This window comes from Metapseudomonas resinovorans (assembly GCF_002003485.1).
GTDB classification, from domain to species: Bacteria; Pseudomonadota; Gammaproteobacteria; order Pseudomonadales; family Pseudomonadaceae; genus Metapseudomonas; species Metapseudomonas resinovorans_D.
Genome location: NZ_BDMA01000065.1, coordinates 57268 through 75604 on the forward strand (window position 1 = coordinate 57268; position 18337 = coordinate 75604).

An 18337-nucleotide genomic window follows, 5' to 3' on the forward strand; every position below is an offset into this window, starting at 1 on the left:
CGGTCTGTCGTTTAAACGCTCGTATGAATTTTTTCCCGCGCGCGCCTTGATGGCACTGCCCGGCGGGCATACTCTGGCCCGCACGCGCCGCCGGAATATTGCCGTTTTAGCGGCGTCTTCCCAAGATCTTGCACCGGTCGACAAAAAACCGTCTCGGAGCGGACGTATAACGGCATTACCGAATTAGGGAAGTGAGGTCGTCACCATGCTCGAAAGTTGCCAGAACGCTCAGGAACGTTGGGGTGGCGTGCACCAGCTGATCGACCGCTGGTTGCAGGAGCGCCAAGAGCTGGTCCGTGTTTACAGCTCGCTGAGCGAGAAGCCCCAGGCTCCCAGCGCCAACGCGGAAGCACTGCAAAGGTTTTGTGAGGTCTTGCTGGACTACGTGTCTGCAGGGCACTTCGAGGTCTACGAGCAATTGCTCAACGAGGCGAAAGCGTTTGGTGACCAACGCGGCCTCGACCTCGCCAAGCAAATCTATCCCCGCATCGAAGCCATCACCGAAGTCGCACTGGCCTTCAACGACCGCTGCGACAACGGCGATAGCCGTGACATCTGCCTGACTTCCGATTTGAAGAATCTCGGGCAACTGCTTCACGAACGCTTCGAGTTGGAAGACTGCCTGATCGAAGTGCTGCATAACGCCCATCAGGGTGAGGCCTCGCAACCGGCCTGATCGTTGTCCTGCCGGTACTGGAATCGGGGTGGCGGATCATCGCTGTATACCCCATTCCAGAGCCTTCTTGGCGTGGGCTAACTGTCGCAGTGCACAGGGTTTTCCGGGCACTTGGTTCGTGGTCCGGATCGCACTTGCGAAACCCTGCACCGACAATCCGTCGCAAGGCCCAGGCGGGCGATATGGCGCGGCCTCTGGCGACTCGTGAAACAGGCGTCTAGTATGGGCCAAATAACGCCCGCCAGGAGGCATACCATGTCGGCCAAGAAGAAGCCCGTAAGCACCCCGCTGCACCTGCTGCACCAACTGTCCTTCAGTCTGCTCGAACACCTTGAGAAAGCCTGCGCCCAAGCTTCGGTCGACGCTGAAAAGCTCCTGACCAAGCTGGAAAAACAACGCGGCAAGGCTCAGGAAAAACTCCACACCGCGCGCACCAAGCTGCAGGATTCCGCCAAGGCCGGCAAAGCCAAGGCGCAAGCCAAGGCCAAGGCCAACATCGGTGATCTCGAAACCCTCCTGGAAACGCTGAAGAATCGTCAGGCCGAAACCCGCGCCTACATTTCTCAGCTCAAGCGTGACTCTCAGGAAAGCCTGAAGCTCGCCCAGGGCGTCGGCAAGGTCCGCGAGGCCGTCGGCAAGGCCCTTTCCTCCCGCGAAGCAAAACCCGCTGCTGCCAAGGCCGCCGCCAAGCCAGCGGCTAAACCGGTCGCCAGGCCTGCAGCTGCCAAACCGGCTGCCAAGCCAGCCGCTAAACCGGCCGCGAAGGTTGCCGCTGCGAAACCTGCAGCCAAGCCTGCCGCCAAGGCTGCTGCGAAACCCGCTGCGAAACCCGCCGCCAAGCCTGCTGCGAAACCTGCAGCGAAGGCCGCTGCTGCGAAGCCCGCCGCCAGGTCCGCCGCGAAACCGGCTGCCAAACCCGCCGCGAAAACCGCTGCTGCCAAGCCCGCAGCCAAACCTGCAGCGAAGCCCGCAGCCAAGCCGGCTGCCAAGCCCGCCGCTAAAGTCGCCGCTGCGAAACCTGCTGCCAAGCCGGCTGCTAAGCCCGCTGCCAAACCGGCAGCCAAGCCAGCCGCAGCGAAGCCAATTGCAGCCAAACCAGCCGCAGCTAAACCTGCTGCGAAACCCGCCGCGCCTGCAGCCAAACCTGCTGCCGCCGCTGCGAAGCCGGCTGCCAAACCTGCTGCGAAGAAACCCGCTGCCAAGCCCGCTGTGAAGAAGGCCACTCCGGCCAAGCCAGCCGCAGCCAAGCCTGTTGCCGCCAAGCCCGCCGCTCCGGCCGCGGCGCCCAAGCCGGCAGCTACTCCGGCTACTCCGGCCGCTCCGGCAGCACCTGCGCCTGCGGTTGCCAGCGTGGCGCCGACCAGCAGCAACGGCGCTGCTCCGACTTCACCGTCGAACTAAAGCGTCAGGGCCGCGACGCGCAGCTGTTCCAGTGCGTCGCGGTCCACTCCCTCCCGTCCCGGGCAGCAGCCCGAGAGCCAGGCTCCAATCTGCTCCATCTCCCCCGTCGCCCAACACACAGCGGTGCTTTCCAGACGCGCCAGCAGTTTGCGTTCGGCTTCCAGTTCCAGTGCCTTGATCTGCTCGCGCATCCCGGCCAACGCCAGATCGTCCTGCGCCTGCGCACGCCAGTTCTGCCGCAGCGAACGCAACGGCTTGATCACCTGTTCCTGCCATGGGTCGCAGACTTCGTACAGAGCATCCAGGCGAGTGATGTCGAAGGGAGTGCCGCGCTGCCCCAGCCAGCAGGCGGTGAGTAGCAGGCAGACATCCGCGCCTCCATCCTGAAGGCGCAGGCAGGCTTGCTCGACGCCGGGCTCGGCGTAGAGGCGCAAGGCGAAAGTCCACAGGTCTGAAGGCATAGCGCTCCTCGGGCGACACGGCAGCGAAGCTGATAAACTCCGCCGCCATCATGATTCGACTGCAAAATCTCACTCTACAGCGTGGTCCTCAGCGCCTGCTAGAAGGCGCTGAAATGACCCTGCACGCCGGCCAGAAGGTCGGCCTCATCGGCGCCAACGGTGCCGGCAAATCCAGCTTGTTCGCCCTGCTGCGTGGCGAGCTGGGGCCGGATGCGGGCGATTGCCTGCTGCCCGCCGACTGGCGTATCGCCCATATGCGCCAGGAAGTGGACAACCTCGAGCGCCTGGCCGTGGACTACGTGCTCGATGGCGACCAGCACCTGCGCCGGGTTCAGCGTGAACTCGCGGCTGCCGAGGCGGGCCACGACGGCACTGCCATCGCTCGCCTGCACATCGAACTGGACAGCGCCGATGGCTACACGGCCGACGCCCGTGCTCGCAAGCTGCTGGCCGGTCTCGGCTTCACTGCGGAGCAGATGGATCGTCGCGTTGGCGACTTTTCCGGCGGTTGGCGGATGCGGCTGAACCTCGCCCAGGCGCTGATGTGTCCGTCCGAACTGCTGCTTCTCGACGAGCCCACCAACCACCTCGACCTCGACGCCATTCTCTGGCTCGAAGAGTGGCTCAAGGGCTACCCGGGCACGCTGCTGCTGATCTCCCACGACCGCGATTTCCTCGACGCAGTCGTGGACAACGTCGCGCACCTCGAACAACAGAAGCTGACCCTCTATCGCGGTGGCTACTCGGCCTTCGAGCGCACCCGTGCCGAGCGCCTGGCGCAGCAGCAGCAGGCCTACGAGAAACAGCAGGCCCAGCGTGCGCACATGGAGAAGTACATCGCCCGCTTCAAGGCGCAGGCGACCAAAGCCCGCCAGGCCCAGAGCCGGATCAAGGCCCTGGAACGCCTGGAAGAACTGGCACCGGCCCATGTCGATTCGCCGTTCGACTTCAGCTTCCGCGAGGCCGACAAGATTTCCAGCCCGCTGCTGGACCTTTCCGAAGGTCGCCTCGGCTATGGCGACAAGGCCGTGCTGCAGCAGGTCAAGCTGCAGTTGGCGCCGGGTGCTCGCATCGGCTTGCTGGGGCCCAACGGCGCCGGCAAGTCGACCCTGATCAAGACCCTTTCCGGCGACATCGAGCCCCTTGGCGGCCGCCTCGCCCGAGGTGAGAACCTCGCCATCGGCTACTTCGCCCAGCATCAGCTCGATGCGCTCGACGCCAATGCCAGTCCGCTCCTGCATCTGCAGCGCATCGCCCCGGGCGAACGGGAGCAGACCCTGCGCGACTTCCTCGGCGGTTTCGATTTCCGTGGCGATCGCTGCGATGAGGCGGTGACCAATTTCTCCGGTGGCGAGAAGGCGCGACTGGCCCTGGCGTTGATCGCCTGGGAGAAGCCCAACCTGTTGCTGCTGGACGAACCGACCAACCACCTCGATCTGGAAATGCGCCTGGCGCTGACCATGGCCCTGCAGGATTTCGCCGGCGCCGTGCTGGTGGTGTCCCACGATCGTCACCTGCTCAAGAGCACCACGGACGAATTCCTGCTGGTGGCCGATGGTCGTGTGCAGAGCTTCGATGGCGACCTCGACGACTACGCCCGCTGGCTGGTGGATTTCCGTGCGCGCCAGGCTCCCGCCACCAGCGCGTCGGTGAATCCGGACAAGACCGATAAGCGCGCGCAACGCCAGGCCGCCGCCGCCCTGCGTCAGCAATTGGCTCCGCACAAGAAGGAAGCCGACAAGCTCGAGAAGGACCTGGGCAAGCTGCACGAGCAACTGGCCGGCGTCGAAGCGCGCCTTGGCGATTCCGCTCTCTACGAGGCGGCGCGCAAGGATGAATTGCGTGACCTGCTGGCCGAGCAGGCCCGCCTGAAGGTGCGCGAGGGCGAACTGGAAGAGGCCTGGCTCCTGGCGCTGGAAACCCTGGAGGAGCTGCAGCGGCAACTGGAGGCCGCGGATTGATGGATGACTTGCAACTCCTGACCGCCTGGAGCGAGCCGCTGATCCGCGCCGCCCAGGTACTGCTGATCGTGCTGCTGGCCTGGATGGTTCAGCGCATCGTCACCCGTGGTATCACCCGCCTCGGGCAACGTTATCCACAGCTGCCTTCGGAGCTGATGGTGCCTCTGCGCGGCCTGCTGCGATGGATGATCCTCGGCAGCGCGTTCATGTTGGTGCTGGAGCGCTTCGGTGTCTCCGCCGAGGTGTTGTGGACCGCCCTGACCGGCTTCGCCGCCGTGGCAGCGGTCGCGTTCTTCGCGATCTGGAGCGTGCTCTCCAACATGTTCTGCGCGGTGCTGATCTTCTCCCTCGGACCGTTCCGCATGGGAGACAAGGTCGAAGTGGTGGAAAGCGCGGACAAGCAAGGCGTGAAGGGCAGGGTGATCGCCATCAACCTCTTCTACACCACCCTCGAAGACCTCAGCGAAGAGAATCACGGCGCACTGGTGCAAGTGCCCAACAGCCTGTTCTTCCAAAAGGCCGTGCGCCGCTGGCGCTGACGGTACTGGGCAGCGCCTGGATGAAGGGGTAGGCTCTGCGGCCTGCCCTTTTTCGTTTCCGAGGTATCTGCCATGGCGCTCCAGACCTGGCTCGCTTTCCTGGTTGCCTGCTGGGTGATCAGCCTTTCACCGGGTGCCGGTGCCATCGCTTCCATGTCCTCCGGCCTGCAGTACGGCTTCCTCCGTGGCTACTGGAATGCGCTTGGCCTGCAGATTGGCCTGGCCCTGCAGATCGCCATTGTCGCCGCGGGTGTCGGCGCTATCCTCGCTACCTCCGCCTTGGCCTTCAGCCTGATCAAGTGGTTCGGTGTGGCCTACCTGGTCTACCTCGCGGTCAAGCAGTGGAAGGCCCTGCCCAGCGATATGGCCAACGATTCGGCCGAGCGCCCCATCGGCCGTCCGCTCACCCTGGTCCTGCGTGGCTTCCTGGTGAACTTCAGCAATCCCAAGGCGATCGTCTTCATGCTCGCCGTGCTGCCGCAGTTCATCGACCCCCATGCGCCGCTGGTAGAGCAATACCTGGTGATGGGCGTGACCATGATTACCGTCGACCTGATCGTCATGGCCGGCTACACCGGCCTCGCCGCCCGCGTCCTGCGGTTGCTGCGTTCGCCGCGCCAGCAGCGGGTGATGAACCGCAGCTTCGCCGCCCTGTTCGTCGGCGCGGCAGCGTTGCTGGCCACCGTGCGCCGCGCGCCGGTCTGATGGCGGCGCACTCCGGCGAGCGGCTGCTCGCCGGAATTCTTCCCGTCGGAATCCCTCTTTTCATCGAACCGTCCCGAGCCCATCAATATCGCGCTCAAAGCCAGTAGTGGCGGGGCCTGCAGCGTTTTTCGGCAACCTGCCAGCGCAATCGGATGCGCGATTCGGGGTTGAGCTCAATCGTTAGGAGGGTAACAATTCGTTTCCCCATTCTCATTTGAGATTGACTCATGTTCCCCATTCCGAGATTGCTCAGCTGGCTCTTCGTGCCGCTGATGGCGCTCTGTAGTTTCAGCCTGATGGCCGACCAGGCCGACGGCGCCGCGCAGGCCTTGCACCTGCTCAGTTACATCGGGGCCGACTACCCCGCTACCGTGGTCGACGGCAAAGTCATCGACTCCGCCGAGTACCGTGAACAGATCGAATTCCTCGGTGCGTTGCAGGGCTTGATCGTGGCCCTGCCCGCCCGTGACGGCCAGAAGGAGCTGGAAAAGGGCGTCGCCAGCCTGCACCAGGCCGTGCAAGACAAGCAGGACGGAGCCGCCGTTGCCCGCCAGGCGCGCCAACTGGCCACCCGACTGGCAGCGACCTATGAGGTCAGCCAGGCCCCGCTCATCACGCCTGACCCCGCCCGTGGTGCGCCGCTCTACGCGCAGCACTGCAGCGTCTGTCACGGCGATACCGGTGCCGGTGATGGCCCGGCTGGCATGGGCCTCGAGCCGCCGCCGGCCAACCTGCGCGATCAGGCGCGGATGGACCGGATGAGCCTCTATGACCTCTTCAACACGCTCGGCCTGGGTGTCGAAGGGACCGACATGCCCGCCTTCGCCGACCAGCTGGACGACCGTCAGCGTTGGGATCTGGCGAGTTACATCGCCGGCTTCAGCGCCGACCCAGCGGTGCAGGGTGAAGCCATCTCCCTTGGCGAACTGGCTGGCCGCACGCCGGAAGAAGTCGGCGCGAGCCTGGGTGCTGAAGCCCAGGCGCTGTTCCGTGCCCAGCGCGCCCAGCCGCCCGTGCAGCAGCGCGGGCCAAAGGAGCTGATCGGCCATACCCGTTCCACCCTGGAGCAGAGCCTCAAGGCTTACCGGGAAGGTGACGCGGACCAGGCCTACGACCTCTCGGTCGCCGCCTACCTGGAAGGCTTCGAGCTGGTGGAGAGCTCCCTCGACAACCTCGACGCGGTCCAGCGCAAGACCACCGAACGCGCGCTGATGGCTTATCGCCAAGCGCTGCAGGACCGCCAGTCCATCGGTCAGGCGGCGCAGCTGCTGGAACAGGCCAAGGCTGAACTGGACAAGTCCGCGGACCTGCTGGGCAGCGACGGCCTGAGCGGCTCGCTGAGCTTCATTTCCAGCCTGCTGATCCTGCTGCGCGAAGGCCTCGAGGCGATCCTGGTGTTGGCGGCGATTCTCGCGTTCCTGCGCAAGACCGGCCAGGAACATGCGATTCGCAGCGTTCACGTGGGTTGGGGCCTGGCCATCGTTGCCGGCTTCGCCACCTGGGCAGTAGCGGCCTTCCTGATCGATGTCGGTGGTGCCCAGCGCGAGCTGATGGAGGGTTTCACGGCATTGTTCGCCTGCGTGATGGTGCTCTGGCTCGGCGTGTGGATGCATGACCGCCGCCACGCTGCCGCCTGGCAGAGCTACATCAAGGACCACCTGCTGAGCAGCAGTGGGCGCTTCGGCTTCGCCACCCTGGCATTCTTCTCGGTGTACCGCGAACTGTTCGAAGTGATCCTCTTCTACGAAACCCTCTGGCTGCAGGCCGGTCCGGCCGGCCATGGCATGGTCATCGCTGGCGCGGTGGCGGCGCTGGTCCTGTTGGTGGGCCTGGCCTGGGTCATCCTCCGCGGCTCGGCGAAGCTGCCGCTGGGGACCTTCTTCAGCGCCAACGCCATCCTGCTCTGCGCCCTGTCGGTGGTGTTCGCCGGTCATGGCGTGGCCGCCCTGCAGGAAGCCGGGGTGTTGGGTACGCGTCCGGTGGCCTTCTTCGAGTTCGATTGGCTGGGCATCCATCCCGATGCCTATACGCTGTCGGCCCAGGGGCTGGCGTTGCTGGCCATCGCGGCGCTCTACGGCCGCAGCTGGCTGCGCGAACGCAGCACGGCACAAGCCTGACGAGAAGGCGAGGGGTGTAAACTCCTCGCCCTTTTCTTATCTGCGGAAGTTCTCCCATGCGCGTCTGGATCGATGCCGATGCCTGCCCCCGGGCAGCCAAGGACCAGGTGATCAAGTTCGCCTTGAAGCGCAAGTTCGAAGTGGTGCTGGTGGCCGGGCAGAGCCAGGTCAAGCCGGCCTTCGCCTGCGTGCGGCTGGTGGTGGTGCCCAGCGGTCCGGATGCGGCCGATGACTACCTGGTGGAAAACGCCGTCCCCGGCGAGCTGGTGATCTGCAGCGACGTGCCGCTGGCCGATCGCCTGGTGAAGAAGGGGGTTGCGGCGCTGGACCCGCGCGGTAGCGAGTTCGACGAACGCAACATGGGCGAGCGACTGGCGGTACGCAACCTGTTCACCGACCTTCGTGACCAAGGCCAGATGGGCGGCGGCCAGGCAGCCTACGGCGAGAAGGAGCGGCAGGCCTTCGCCAACTCCCTGGACCGGCTGCTGACCCGACTCAGCCGGGGTTGATGCGGCCCCGCCTCAGGTCACCGCGTGAGGTTGGGTGGCCATTGCCAGGTTCCTGGGGTTGGCCAGCCACTGCTTCAGGTTGGCCAGCGGCAGCGGGCGGCTGAACAGGTAGCCCTGGATCAGGTCGCAATTGTTCTCGCGTAGAAAGCCCAGTTGCTGGGCGGTTTCCACACCTTCGGCGACCACCTTGAGCTGCAGCTTGTGGGCCATGGCGATGATCGCGGCGGTGATCGCCATGTCGTTCTCTTCGGCCGGGATGTCGCGCACGAAGGCGCGATCCACCTTGAGGGTGTCCACGGGCAGGCGGCGCAGGTAGGCGAGGGATGAATAGCCGCTGCCGAAGTCATCGATGGAGATACTCACGCCCAGCGCGCGAATGGCTTCGAGGATTTCCACCGCAGAGTTGAGATTGCCCATCAGCGCGTTCTCGGTGACCTCCAGGGTCAGCGCCCGTGGGTTCAGCCCCGAGCGTTGCAGCTCGATGCCGAGCACCAGCGGCAGGTTGCGGTTGGAGAAGTTCAGCGCCGAGCAATTCACTGCCACACGCAAGTCCCTGTGCCCGGCGTCGTGCAGTTCCTTCAGGTCGCGGCACGCGCGGCGCATCACCCAGGTATCCAGTTCGGCAATGAAGCCGTGCTGCTCGGCGATGGTCACGAAACGCCCCGGGCTGATCATGCCGTGCAACGGATGGCGCCAGCGCGCCACAGCCTCCAGGCTGACCACGCGGCTGGCGTCGCTGGCGACGATGGGCTGGTAATGAACCTCCAGGGCGTCCTCGTTGAGGGCGCGGCGCAGGTCCTGTTCCAAGGTCAGGTTTTCATGGGCGCGCAGTTCGAGATCGGCGCTGAAGCGTTGCCAGCGATTGCGGCCATTTTCCTTGCAGTGACCCAGGGCGAGGCCAGCGTTGCGCAGCAGCTCTTCGTGGGTTTCACCGTCCTGTGGATAAAGACTGAGGCCCAGGCTGGCGGTGACTCTCAGCTGGCCGCTGGGGAGGCTGATGGGCGCGCGTATCTGGCCCAGCAGGCGGTCGGCCAGGTCGCCAGCGCGAGCGCCATCGGTGAGTGGGCTGAGGATGCAGAACTCATCGCCGGAGTAACGCGCCAGCAGGTCCTGGTCGTGCAGGGTGGTGCGCAGGCGCTGGGCGACTTGTTGCAGAACCAGGTCACCGGCGCCGTGCCCCAGGCTGTCATTGATTCGCTTGAAACCATCCAGGCCGATGAACAGCACGGCGAGTGTGCCCTGACCGTCGTGTTCCGCCAGCAGGTTGCTGGTCATCCGGGTGAAGGCGCGGCCGTTGAACAGGTTGGTCAATGGATCATGGTGCGTGGCGGTATTGAGCTGGTCGGCGGCCGTGCGCAGGCGCCGGCGCTGCTCGCGCAGGCGCTGTTCGGCCCAGGCGGCGCCGAGGCCGGTGACGATGACCAGGAGCGCGATGACCCCGATGGCCGAGCCCAGCAGGACCTGGCCGGTACGGCTGACGGCATCCAGTTGCAGCTGGATATCGCGCGGGACGGTCAGGGTCAGCGCCGCCATGCCGGTGAAGTGCATGGACACGATGGCCGCGCCCATCACCGCGCTGGCAGCCAGGCGCAGGCGACGAGCACGCTGATCGTTGCGCTCACGGAAGTAGAAGGTCAGCAGCAGTGCGGCCAGCGCAGCGCCGATGGCGATGGACACCGAAAGCGCGAAGAGCAGTGGGTCGTAGTAGAGAGAGGCGGCGGAGCGAATCGCCACCATGCCGCTGTAGTGCATGGTGGCGATACCGGTGCCTGCAGCGATGGCTGCCGCCAGGTACTGCCAGGGCTTCAGCCGCTCGCGGCCAATGACGCGCATCACTACGTAGGACACTGCGATGGCGATCAGCAGCGAGAGCAGGGTGATGCCGGGCGAGTAGGCGATCGGCACGGGGGCGCGGAAAGCGAGCATGGCGATGAAGTGCATCGACCAGATGCCACCGCCCAACGTCAGGGCGCCGACCCAGCGCCAGAGCTCGCGGCCGAACAGGGCGCCGCTGTGGCTGACGCGGCGCGCCATGGCCAGGGCGGTGAACGCGGCGGCGCAGGCCACCAGATAGGAGAGCAGGACCAGGGGAGTGGAATGGCTGCAGTCCAGCAGCGCGATCTGATCGTCAGGGATGGCGTCGGCGTGAGTCAGGAAAAGCATTGGGCGCGCGGTCCTTCGGGTGCGGTCCCGCCATGGGCTGGCACGTTGGCATCGTGCCCGCAGTCTAGGCAGTTCCAGCAGGCAAGGCCATGGGCATCGCGGCCGGCCGTCGCCCCCCGAACGGCGCGTGCGGATTCAGCCGCAGAGGTAGGTGCCGGTACCCACCGCGACGAGGGTGCCGTCGTCGGCATGCAGTTCCGAACGCACCACGGCGACCTTGTTGCCTGAACGAAGCAGCACGGCGGTGGCGGTGAAGTGCTTGCCACGGCCCGGGCGCAGGTAGTCGATGCGCAGGTCGATGGTGCCGAGCTTGGACAACCGTGTCATGCGTTCCGTTGTGGATAAGTGCTGGTGCCGTTCGAAGGCGCCGATCAGCGCCATGGCGCCACCGACTACGTCGAGCAGGCTGGAAATCACCCCGCCGTGCAGGATGCCCTGGACGAAGTTGCCGATCAGCTCGTCCTTCATCGGCAGGTGCATGAGCACCTTCTCGGTGCTCATCTCACCCAGCTGGATACCGAGCACGCGGTTGAAGGGAATACGCTCGAAGAAGCTGGCGACTGCCTGCTGCAGTTCGGGGGTGAGGATGAAATCGGTCTGGCTCATGGTGCCTCCTGGGAGCATCGAATGGCTCGACGCTGCCTCAGGAATGGCCAGGGTGCCAAGGGGTAAGGCAGGAGAGGCGGGCGGATTGGCCGGATCGACACGCAGCGGGCGGCCGGAGCCACCCGCCCGGGGACATCAGTGGGTCAGTTCAAGCACCCGGTCCACCAGCTTGTAGATGCCGCCGGCCGCTTCGCTGATGGATTGGGCCAGCATGTAGGCTGGGGTGGTCACCAGCTTGCGCTTCGCGTCTTCGACGATCTCGCCGACCACGCATTCCACGTGCTGGGCACCCATCTCGCCCAGGGCGGCGGCGGTACCGGCGTCGTTGCCGATGGTGCAGGTCACGCCTTCGCCGTAGATCTTCGCCGCCAGGGCCGGGGCGATGCAGATCAGGCCTACCGGCTTGCCGGCTTCGGCAAAGCCGCGGGCGGCGGCCAATACGTCAGGCTGCACGGTGCAGTTGGCGCCGTTGACGGCGAAGTCAGAGAGGTTCTTCGCCGCACCGAAGCCGCCGGGAACGATCAGGGCGTCGAAGTCGTCGGCTTTCAATTCCCGCACGTCCTTGATCTCGCCGCGGGCGATGCGCGCCGATTCCACCAGCACATTGCGGCTTTCCGGCATCTCTTCGCCGGTGGTGTGGTCGATCACGTGATGCTGGGCGATGTTCGGCGCGAAGCACTGGACCTTGGCACCGCGCTGGTCCAGACGCAGCAGGGTGATCACACTCTCGTGGATCTCCGCACCGTCGTAAACGCCACAGCCGGACAGGATCACGGCAACTTTCTTGGTCATGGACTTCTCCAGGTCATTGGGCTGGTCCCAGGTTCTCGCGCAGGAACGCCAGGGCGCGTCGCTGGGCATCCTGGGCCAGGCCGGGTTGGTAGGTATTCAGGTCGCTGCGCTGGTCGAAGACGTGGTCAGCGTTGCCGTACTGCACCAGCTCCAGGCGCTCGCCGTCGAGGCTGTCGAGGGCCGAGAGGCATTGCTGGTGGTCGGTGATGTGGTCCTTGGCGCCGAGGAACATCAGCACCGGGGCGCTGTGCCCGAGGCCGTCGCGCAGGTGGGCGGGGAACCCGCAGTAGGGGTAGTAGGCGATGACGCCGCGCACGCCGGCCAGCGCACCCTTGCCGGTGGCGGGGAAACCGTGGCCGGCGCTGCCGTCGTAGGACAGTGCATCGAGGATGGTCCAGCCACCGTGTGAGTAACCGAGCAGGGCCAGCTTGCCGCTGTCGACGGCCGGGTTCTGCCGTGCCAGCGCCAGGGCGGCGTAGACGTCGATGGCGCGTTCGTTGCCCCACAGGCGTTTGCCATCGCAGACCGGGTGCCAGTCCTCGATGCCACGGGCGGCATGGCTGTCGACGAACATCACGGCGTAGCCGGCGGGAAGCAGCCAGGCTTTCACGTTGCGCATGAACAGCGGGCTCTGGCCGCTGCAGCCGTGAAACACCAGGACGGTGGGGAAGGGGCCGTTGCCTTCCGGGGTGAACAGGCTGAGGTGAGGTGCCAGGCGCTGTTCCGCCGCCGGCAGGTCGGCGGTCTGCGGCAGCAGGGCATCACGATAGGGATAGAGTCCGAGCAGGGCGGCACAGGCCAGGAGGAGCAGGGCGATCAGGGCGGGTTTGAGGAGTTTTCGCATGCTGTCGTCATATGCCGCTTGGGTTGGCACGCCATGCCGGGAAGCCGGGCTGGCTGCGGGAGTAGCATCCTGGGTACTGGATGAAGGCCGCCAGGACATGGCGGCGTTTCGTGCAGCACCTGACGAGCAATCCTAGCAGGCCGGGGAATCGGGCCGCGAGCGCGGCGCCAACCCGCTTCACCGCCTGGGGGTCAACGGACAAGAACGACGATAAGGGTTGTCCCATGAATTACGTGCTTTATGCCGTGCCTTTCTTCTTCCTGCTGATCGGCATCGAACTGATCGCCGACCGCTGGCGTGGAATGCGCACCTACCGTACCGCCGATGCCCTCAACAGCCTGAGCGCCGGCGTGCTGTCCACCACCAGCGGCCTGCTGACCAAGGTGGTGGGGCTGCTGACCTACACCTTCGCCTGGCAACACCTGGCGCTGTTCGAACAGTCGGCTTCGAGCCTCTGGGTGTGGCTGCTGGCCTTCGTGTTCTATGACTTCTGCTACTACTGGAACCACCGCCTGGGCCATGAGCGCAACATCCTCTGGGCCGCCCATTCGGTGCACCACCAGAGTGAGGAGTACAACCTCTCCACAGCGTTGCGGCAGACCAGTACCGGCTTCCTCTTCGGCTGGATCTTCTACTTGCCGATGGCGGCTGTCGGCGTCCCGCCGCTGGTATTCCTCAGCGTCGGTGCGCTGAACCTGCTCTATCAGTTCTGGGTGCACACCCGCCACGTTCCCAAGCTGGGCTGGTTCGAGTGGTTCTTCATCACCCCGTCCAACCATCGCGTCCACCACGCACAGAACCCGGTGTACATGGATCGCAACTATGGCGGCGTGTTCATCCTCTGGGATCGACTGTTCGGCACCTTCCAGGAAGAGCTGGATGGCGAGCCGGTGATCTTCGGCGTGACCACACCGCTGGCCAGCTGGAACCCGCTGTGGGCCAACCTGCAGTTCTATGTGCAGCTCTGGCGCGATGCCGCGCGCGCGGAGTCCTGGTGGGACAAGCTGCGCATCTGGTTCATGCGCACTGGCTGGCGGCCGGCGGATGTGGCCCAACGTTATCCACAGGCCAAGCCGGACCTGTCACGCTTCGTCAAATTCGAGGTGCCGCTGGGCCTGCCACAGAAGTGGTATGCCGGTCTGCAATTCACGCTCTACGTAGTGGCCGGAACCTGGTTGCTGGGTACCGGTGGCGAGGTTTCGCTGGCCGCGTTACTGCTGGCCTGGGCCTGGATGGCCTTCGGGCTCTACGTGATCGGAAGCTGGCTGGAGAACCGGCCCTGGGCGCGCTGGATGGAAGTGGTGCGGCTGGCGGTGAACTGGCCGGTGCTCTGGACCGGCGCAGCATTGGGATGGTTGCCGATGGGGGCGGCGGGATGGGGATTGCTGGCGCTTTACAGCCTGGTCAGCCTGACCGTGCTGTTCGGCCTGCAGCGCCGCGCGGCGGCACTGGCCGTCTGATCAGCTGTTCTTGCCGTTGTTGCGCAGGCGGCGCCTCACCCAGAGGATGCCGCCAATGGCCACCAGGCCACCGAGCACCATCAGCTCGTAGCGCTTGAGGTTGCCGAGCATGCCTTCCAGCACGGCGCCGAAGTGGAAGGCGGCGAATCCCAGGGCCAGCGCCCAGATCAGGGCACCGATGCCGTTGAGGATCAGGTAACGCAGTGGTGGATAGCCAGACAGGCCGATGGCCACCGGCATCACAGTGCGCAGTCCGTAGACGAAGCGGAAGCTCAGGACCCAGATATCGGGATGGCGGCGGATGTGTGCCAGTGCGCGGTCGCCCATGGCCTGCCAGCGCGGCTTGCGCGCGAGTATCTGCCGGCCCTTGTGGCGGCCCAGGTAGTACCAGAGCTGGTCGCCGGCATAGCTGCCGAAGAACGCCGTGGCCACGACGGCGTTGATGTCCATGTAGCCCCGGAAGGCGAGGAAACCGGCCAGGACCAGGATCGTCTCACCCTCGAAGAATGTGCCGAGGAAGAGGGCGAAGTAACCGAAATCCTGGAGAAATTGTTGCAGCATGGTTGGATTGCGCAGCGAAATGAACGCGCAGCCTAACCGGGATGGCGCCCCGGGAAAAGCTCCGGCCTCCGGCAAATGCCATCAGATTGACCACGGACAATCCCCGCATGCCGCCACAAGGCCCGTACGCCGGTCGACGCGACTACGGGTCGCTGTGCCGCATTGTTACCATTCGGTCATAATCGGCCCTTATATTTGTCACACTGCGTCCGTTCCGGGCCCTGGAGTCTGCTGTGAGCTTTACCCCCGCCAACCGCCTGTTCCCCGCAACCCGCCTGCGCCGCAACCGTCGTGACGATTTTTCCCGCCGCCTGGTGCGCGAGAACGTCCTGACCGTCGATGACCTGATCCTGCCGGTGTTCGTGCTGGACGGCGAGAACCGCCGCGAAGCCGTGCCTTCGATGCCCGGCGTCGAGCGCCTGTCCATCGACCTGCTGCTCAAGGAAGCCGAGGCCTGGGTTGAGTTGGGTATTCCGGCGCTGGCGCTGTTCCCGGTGACGCCGCTGGAGAAGAAATCCCTCGACGGCGCTGAAGCGTGGAACCCCGAAGGCATCGCCCAGCGCGCCATTCGCGCCCTGCGTGACCGCTTCCCGGAGCTGGGTGTGATCAGCGACGTGGCCCTGGACCCGTTCACCACCCACGGCCAGGACGGCATCCTCGACGAGAACGGCTACGTGCAGAACGACATCACCGTCGATGCACTGGTCAAGCAGGCGCTGTCCCACGCCGAAGCCGGTGCCCAGGTGGTAGCACCTTCGGACATGATGGACGGCCGTATCCAGGCGATTCGCGAAGCCCTGGAACTCGCCGACTTCCCCAACGTGCGCATCATGGCCTACTCGGCCAAGTACGCCAGCGCCTACTACGGCCCGTTCCGTGATGCAGTCGGCTCCGCTGCCAACCTCGGCAAGGGCAACAAGGCCAGCTACCAGATGGACCCGGCCAACACCGACGAGGCCCTGCATGAAGTGGCCGCCGACCTGGCCGAAGGCGCCGATATGGTGATGGTCAAGCCGGGCATGCCTTACCTCGACATCGTTCGTCGGGTGAAAGATGAATTCCGCGTGCCGACTTTTGTCTATCAGGTCAGCGGCGAGTACGCCATGCACATGGCGGCCATCCAGAACGGCTGGCTGAGCGAGGCGGTGATCCTCGAATCCCTGGTCGCCTTCAAACGCGCCGGCGCTGATGGCATCCTCACCTATTTCGCCGTACGCGCCGCAGAAATGCTCAAGACGGGAGCCTGATCTCCCCCCAGGAACTGCAGATGAACACCGAAGGACTCAATCCCAGCGCATTGCTCGAACCCCTGAAGGAAGCCACCGAAAATCCGGTGGCCCCTCCGGCTCCCGAGGTTCCCGAGGCTCCGGAGGCTCCCGCTGCCGAAGCGGCACCTGCCCCGGCACCCGTACCGGCACCCGTACCAGCTCCGCTGGTGTTGCCGAGCCTGGATGACAGCAGCCTGTACATCCACCGTGAGCTGTCCCAGTTGCAGTTCAACATCCGCGTGCTGGAACAGGCGCTGGACGAGTCCTATCCGCTGCTCGAACGCCTGAAGTTCCTGCTGATCTTCTCCAGCAACCTCGACGAGTTCTTCGAGATCCGCGTCGCCGGCCTGAAGAAGCAGATCACCTTCGCCCGCGAACAGGCCGGCGCCGACGGCCTGCTGCCGCATCAGGCCATGGCGCGCATCAGCGAGCTGGTGCACGAACAGGTGACCCGCCAGTACAGCATCCTCAACGACATCCTGTTGCCGGAGCTGGCCAAGCATCAGGTCAACTTCATTCGCCGTCGCTACTGGACCGCCAAGCTGAAGGCCTGGGTACGTCGTTATTTCCGCGACGAGATCGCGCCGATCATCACCCCCATCGGCCTGGACCCGACTCACCCGTTCCCGCTGCTGGTGAACAAGAGCCTGAACTTCATCGTCGAGCTTGAAGGCGTCGACGCCTTCGGCCGCGACTCCGGCCTGGCGATCATCCCCGCGCCGCGCCTGCTGCCGCGCGTCATCCGGGTGCCGGAAGACATCGGCGGACCGGGCGACAACTTCGTGTTCCTGTCCTCGATGATCCACGCCCATGCCGATGACCTGTTCCCCGGCATGAAGGTGAAAGGCTGCTACCAGTTCCGCCTGACCCGTAACGCCGACCTCTCGGTGGACACCGAAGACGTCGACGACCTGGCCCGCGCGCTGCGTGGCGAACTCTTCTCGCGCCGCTACGGCGACGCGGTGCGCCTGGAAGTGGCGGACACCTGCCCGAAGAACCTTTCGGACTACCTGCTCAAGCAGTTCAACCTGGGCGAGAGCGAGCTGTACCAGGTCAACGGCCCGGTGAACCTGACCCGTCTGTTCAGCATCACCGGCCTGGAAAGCCATCCGGAACTGCAGCACCCGACGTTCACGCCGGTCATCCCCAAGCTGCTACAGAAGGCCGAGAACCTCTTCAGCGTCGTGGGCAAGCAGGACATCCTGCTGCTGCACCCCTTCGAGTCCTTCACCCCGGTAGTGGACTTCCTGCGCCAGGCCGCCAAGGACCCCAACGTCCTGGCAATCAAGCAGACCCTTTACCGTGCCGGCGCCAACTCCGAGATCGTCGACTCCCTGGTGGAAGCGGCGCGCAACGGCAAGGAGGTCACCGTGGTGATCGAATTGCGTGCGCGCTTCGACGAGGAGTCCAACCTGCAACTGGCCAGCCGACTGCAGCAGGCCGGTGCCGTGGTGATCTACGGCGTGGTCGGCTTCAAGACCCACGCCAAGATGATGCTGATCCTGCGGCGCGAGAACGGCGAGCTGCGCCGCTACGCGCACCTGGGTACCGGTAACTACCACGCCGGCAATGCGCGGCTTTACACCGACTACAGCATGCTGACCGCCGACGATGCGCTCTGCGAGGACTTGCACAAGCTGTTCAACCAGCTGATCGGCATGGGCAAGACGCTGCGCATGAAGAAGCTGCTGCATGCACCGTTCACCCTGAAGAAGACCCTGCTCGACATGATCGCCCGCGAGGCGCTGCACGCCAGCGAAGGCAAGCCCGCGCACATCATGGTCAAGGTCAACGCGCTGACCGATCCCAAGGTCATTCGCGCGCTGTACAAGGCCAGCCAGAGCGGTGTGCGGATCGATCTCGTCGTTCGCGGCATGTGCTGCCTGCGCCCGGGTATCCCTGGTGTGTCGCACAACATCCAGGTCCGTTCGATCATCGGTCGCTTCCTGGAGCACAGCCGGATCTACTACTTCCTCAACGGCGGCGACGAGAAGATGTACCTCTCCAGTGCCGACTGGATGGAGCGCAACCTCGACATGCGCGTCGAGACCTGCTTCCCCGTGGAAGGCAAGAAGCTGCTCACGCGCGTGAAGAAGGAGCTTGAGGCCTACATCAGCGACAACACCCAGAGCTGGGTGCTGCAGCCGGATGGTCGTTATCTGCGCAACAGCCCGAGCGGCAACCAGAACTCGCGCAACGCCCAGGCCACCCTGCTGGACAAGCTGACCAACCCGCCGATCAGCGCACGCTGATCACGCAAATGAAAACGGGGCC

General features: G+C 65.0%; 16 protein-coding genes. 10 read left to right on the forward strand and 6 right to left on the reverse strand.

The window, feature by feature from the left end:
• Positions 1-205: 205 nt before the first annotated feature.
• On the forward strand, positions 206-676 hold the full coding sequence (locus tag MnOB_RS17930; RefSeq protein ID WP_077525583.1) for an Rsd/AlgQ family anti-sigma factor: 471 nt from the start codon (positions 206-208) through the stop codon (positions 674-676).
• Positions 677-931: 255 nt separating this feature from the next.
• The gene (locus tag MnOB_RS17935; protein WP_077525584.1) at positions 932-2077 is read left to right on the forward strand and encodes an AlgP family protein; all 1146 of its coding nucleotides are present in this window, start codon (positions 932-934) and stop codon (positions 2075-2077) included.
• Here the strand turns inward: MnOB_RS17935 and MnOB_RS17940 are convergent.
• A complete protein-coding gene (locus tag MnOB_RS17940) occupies positions 2074-2538 on the reverse strand; it encodes a TIGR02444 family protein (protein WP_077525585.1) in 465 nt (154 codons plus the stop codon). The two genes, MnOB_RS17935 and MnOB_RS17940, sit on opposite strands and share 4 nt — an antisense overlap.
• 50 nt (positions 2539-2588) lie before the next feature.
• Here MnOB_RS17940 and MnOB_RS17945 point away from each other — a divergent pair, with 50 nt between their 5' ends.
• The 5 genes from MnOB_RS17945 (at position 2589) to MnOB_RS17965 (ending at position 8369) form a co-directional block, all read left to right on the forward strand.
• On the forward strand, positions 2589-4499 hold the full coding sequence (locus MnOB_RS17945) for an ATP-binding cassette domain-containing protein (RefSeq protein WP_077525586.1): 1911 nt from the start codon (positions 2589-2591) through the stop codon (positions 4497-4499).
• Entirely contained in the window at positions 4499-5038 is a 540-nt protein-coding gene (locus MnOB_RS17950) for a mechanosensitive ion channel family protein (RefSeq protein WP_077525587.1), read from the forward strand. The genes MnOB_RS17945 and MnOB_RS17950 overlap by 1 nt, the downstream gene beginning before the upstream one ends.
• Positions 5039-5110: 72 nt before the next feature.
• Positions 5111-5743: a homoserine/homoserine lactone efflux protein gene (rhtB, locus tag MnOB_RS17955; protein ID WP_077525588.1), complete on the forward strand. Its 633-nt coding sequence runs from the start codon at positions 5111-5113 to the stop codon at positions 5741-5743.
• Between the two features lie 227 nt (positions 5744-5970).
• Positions 5971-7860, forward strand: a complete 1890-nt coding sequence (locus MnOB_RS17960; RefSeq protein ID WP_077525589.1) for an FTR1 family protein — start codon at positions 5971-5973, stop codon at positions 7858-7860.
• A gap of 56 nt (positions 7861-7916) precedes the next feature.
• Positions 7917-8369 carry a YaiI/YqxD family protein gene (locus MnOB_RS17965; RefSeq protein WP_077525590.1) on the forward strand — a complete coding sequence of 151 codons (453 nt, stop codon included), beginning with the start codon at positions 7917-7919 and terminating at the stop codon, positions 8367-8369.
• 12 nt (positions 8370-8381) lie between these two features.
• On the opposite strand, the gene MnOB_RS17970 is transcribed toward MnOB_RS17965, so the two are convergent.
• The 4 genes from MnOB_RS17970 to MnOB_RS17985 all read right to left on the reverse strand — a co-directional run bounded on the left by MnOB_RS17970 (position 8382) and on the right by MnOB_RS17985 (position 12774).
• Positions 8382-10532, reverse strand: coding sequence for a putative bifunctional diguanylate cyclase/phosphodiesterase (locus MnOB_RS17970; protein WP_077525591.1), 2151 nt, complete (start codon positions 10530-10532; stop codon positions 8382-8384).
• 135 nt (positions 10533-10667) lie between these two features.
• Positions 10668-11138, reverse strand: a complete 471-nt coding sequence (locus MnOB_RS17975; protein ID WP_077525592.1) for a thioesterase family protein — start codon at positions 11136-11138, stop codon at positions 10668-10670.
• A gap of 135 nt (positions 11139-11273) precedes the next feature.
• The gene (gene elbB / locus MnOB_RS17980; protein WP_077525593.1) at positions 11274-11930 is read right to left on the reverse strand and encodes an isoprenoid biosynthesis glyoxalase ElbB; all 657 of its coding nucleotides are present in this window, start codon (positions 11928-11930) and stop codon (positions 11274-11276) included.
• 13 nt (positions 11931-11943) lie between these two features.
• Entirely contained in the window at positions 11944-12774 is an 831-nt protein-coding gene (locus MnOB_RS17985) for a dienelactone hydrolase family protein (protein WP_077525594.1), read from the reverse strand.
• Between the two features lie 224 nt (positions 12775-12998).
• Here MnOB_RS17985 and MnOB_RS17990 point away from each other — a divergent pair, with 224 nt between their 5' ends.
• Positions 12999-14234 carry a sterol desaturase family protein gene (locus MnOB_RS17990; RefSeq protein WP_077525595.1) on the forward strand — a complete coding sequence of 412 codons (1236 nt, stop codon included), beginning with the start codon at positions 12999-13001 and terminating at the stop codon, positions 14232-14234.
• Here the strand turns inward: MnOB_RS17990 and MnOB_RS17995 are convergent, their stop codons facing one another.
• A complete protein-coding gene (locus MnOB_RS17995) occupies positions 14235-14795 on the reverse strand; it encodes a DedA family protein (protein WP_077525596.1) in 561 nt (186 codons plus the stop codon).
• A gap of 233 nt (positions 14796-15028) precedes the next feature.
• Here MnOB_RS17995 and hemB point away from each other — a divergent pair, with 233 nt between their 5' ends.
• Positions 15029-16042, forward strand: coding sequence for a porphobilinogen synthase (hemB, locus tag MnOB_RS18000; RefSeq protein WP_077525597.1), 1014 nt, complete (start codon positions 15029-15031; stop codon positions 16040-16042).
• Between the two features lie 20 nt (positions 16043-16062).
• Positions 16063-18315, forward strand: a complete 2253-nt coding sequence (gene ppk1, locus MnOB_RS18005; RefSeq protein ID WP_077525598.1) for a polyphosphate kinase 1 — start codon at positions 16063-16065, stop codon at positions 18313-18315.
• The last annotated feature ends 22 nt before the right edge of the window (positions 18316-18337 follow it).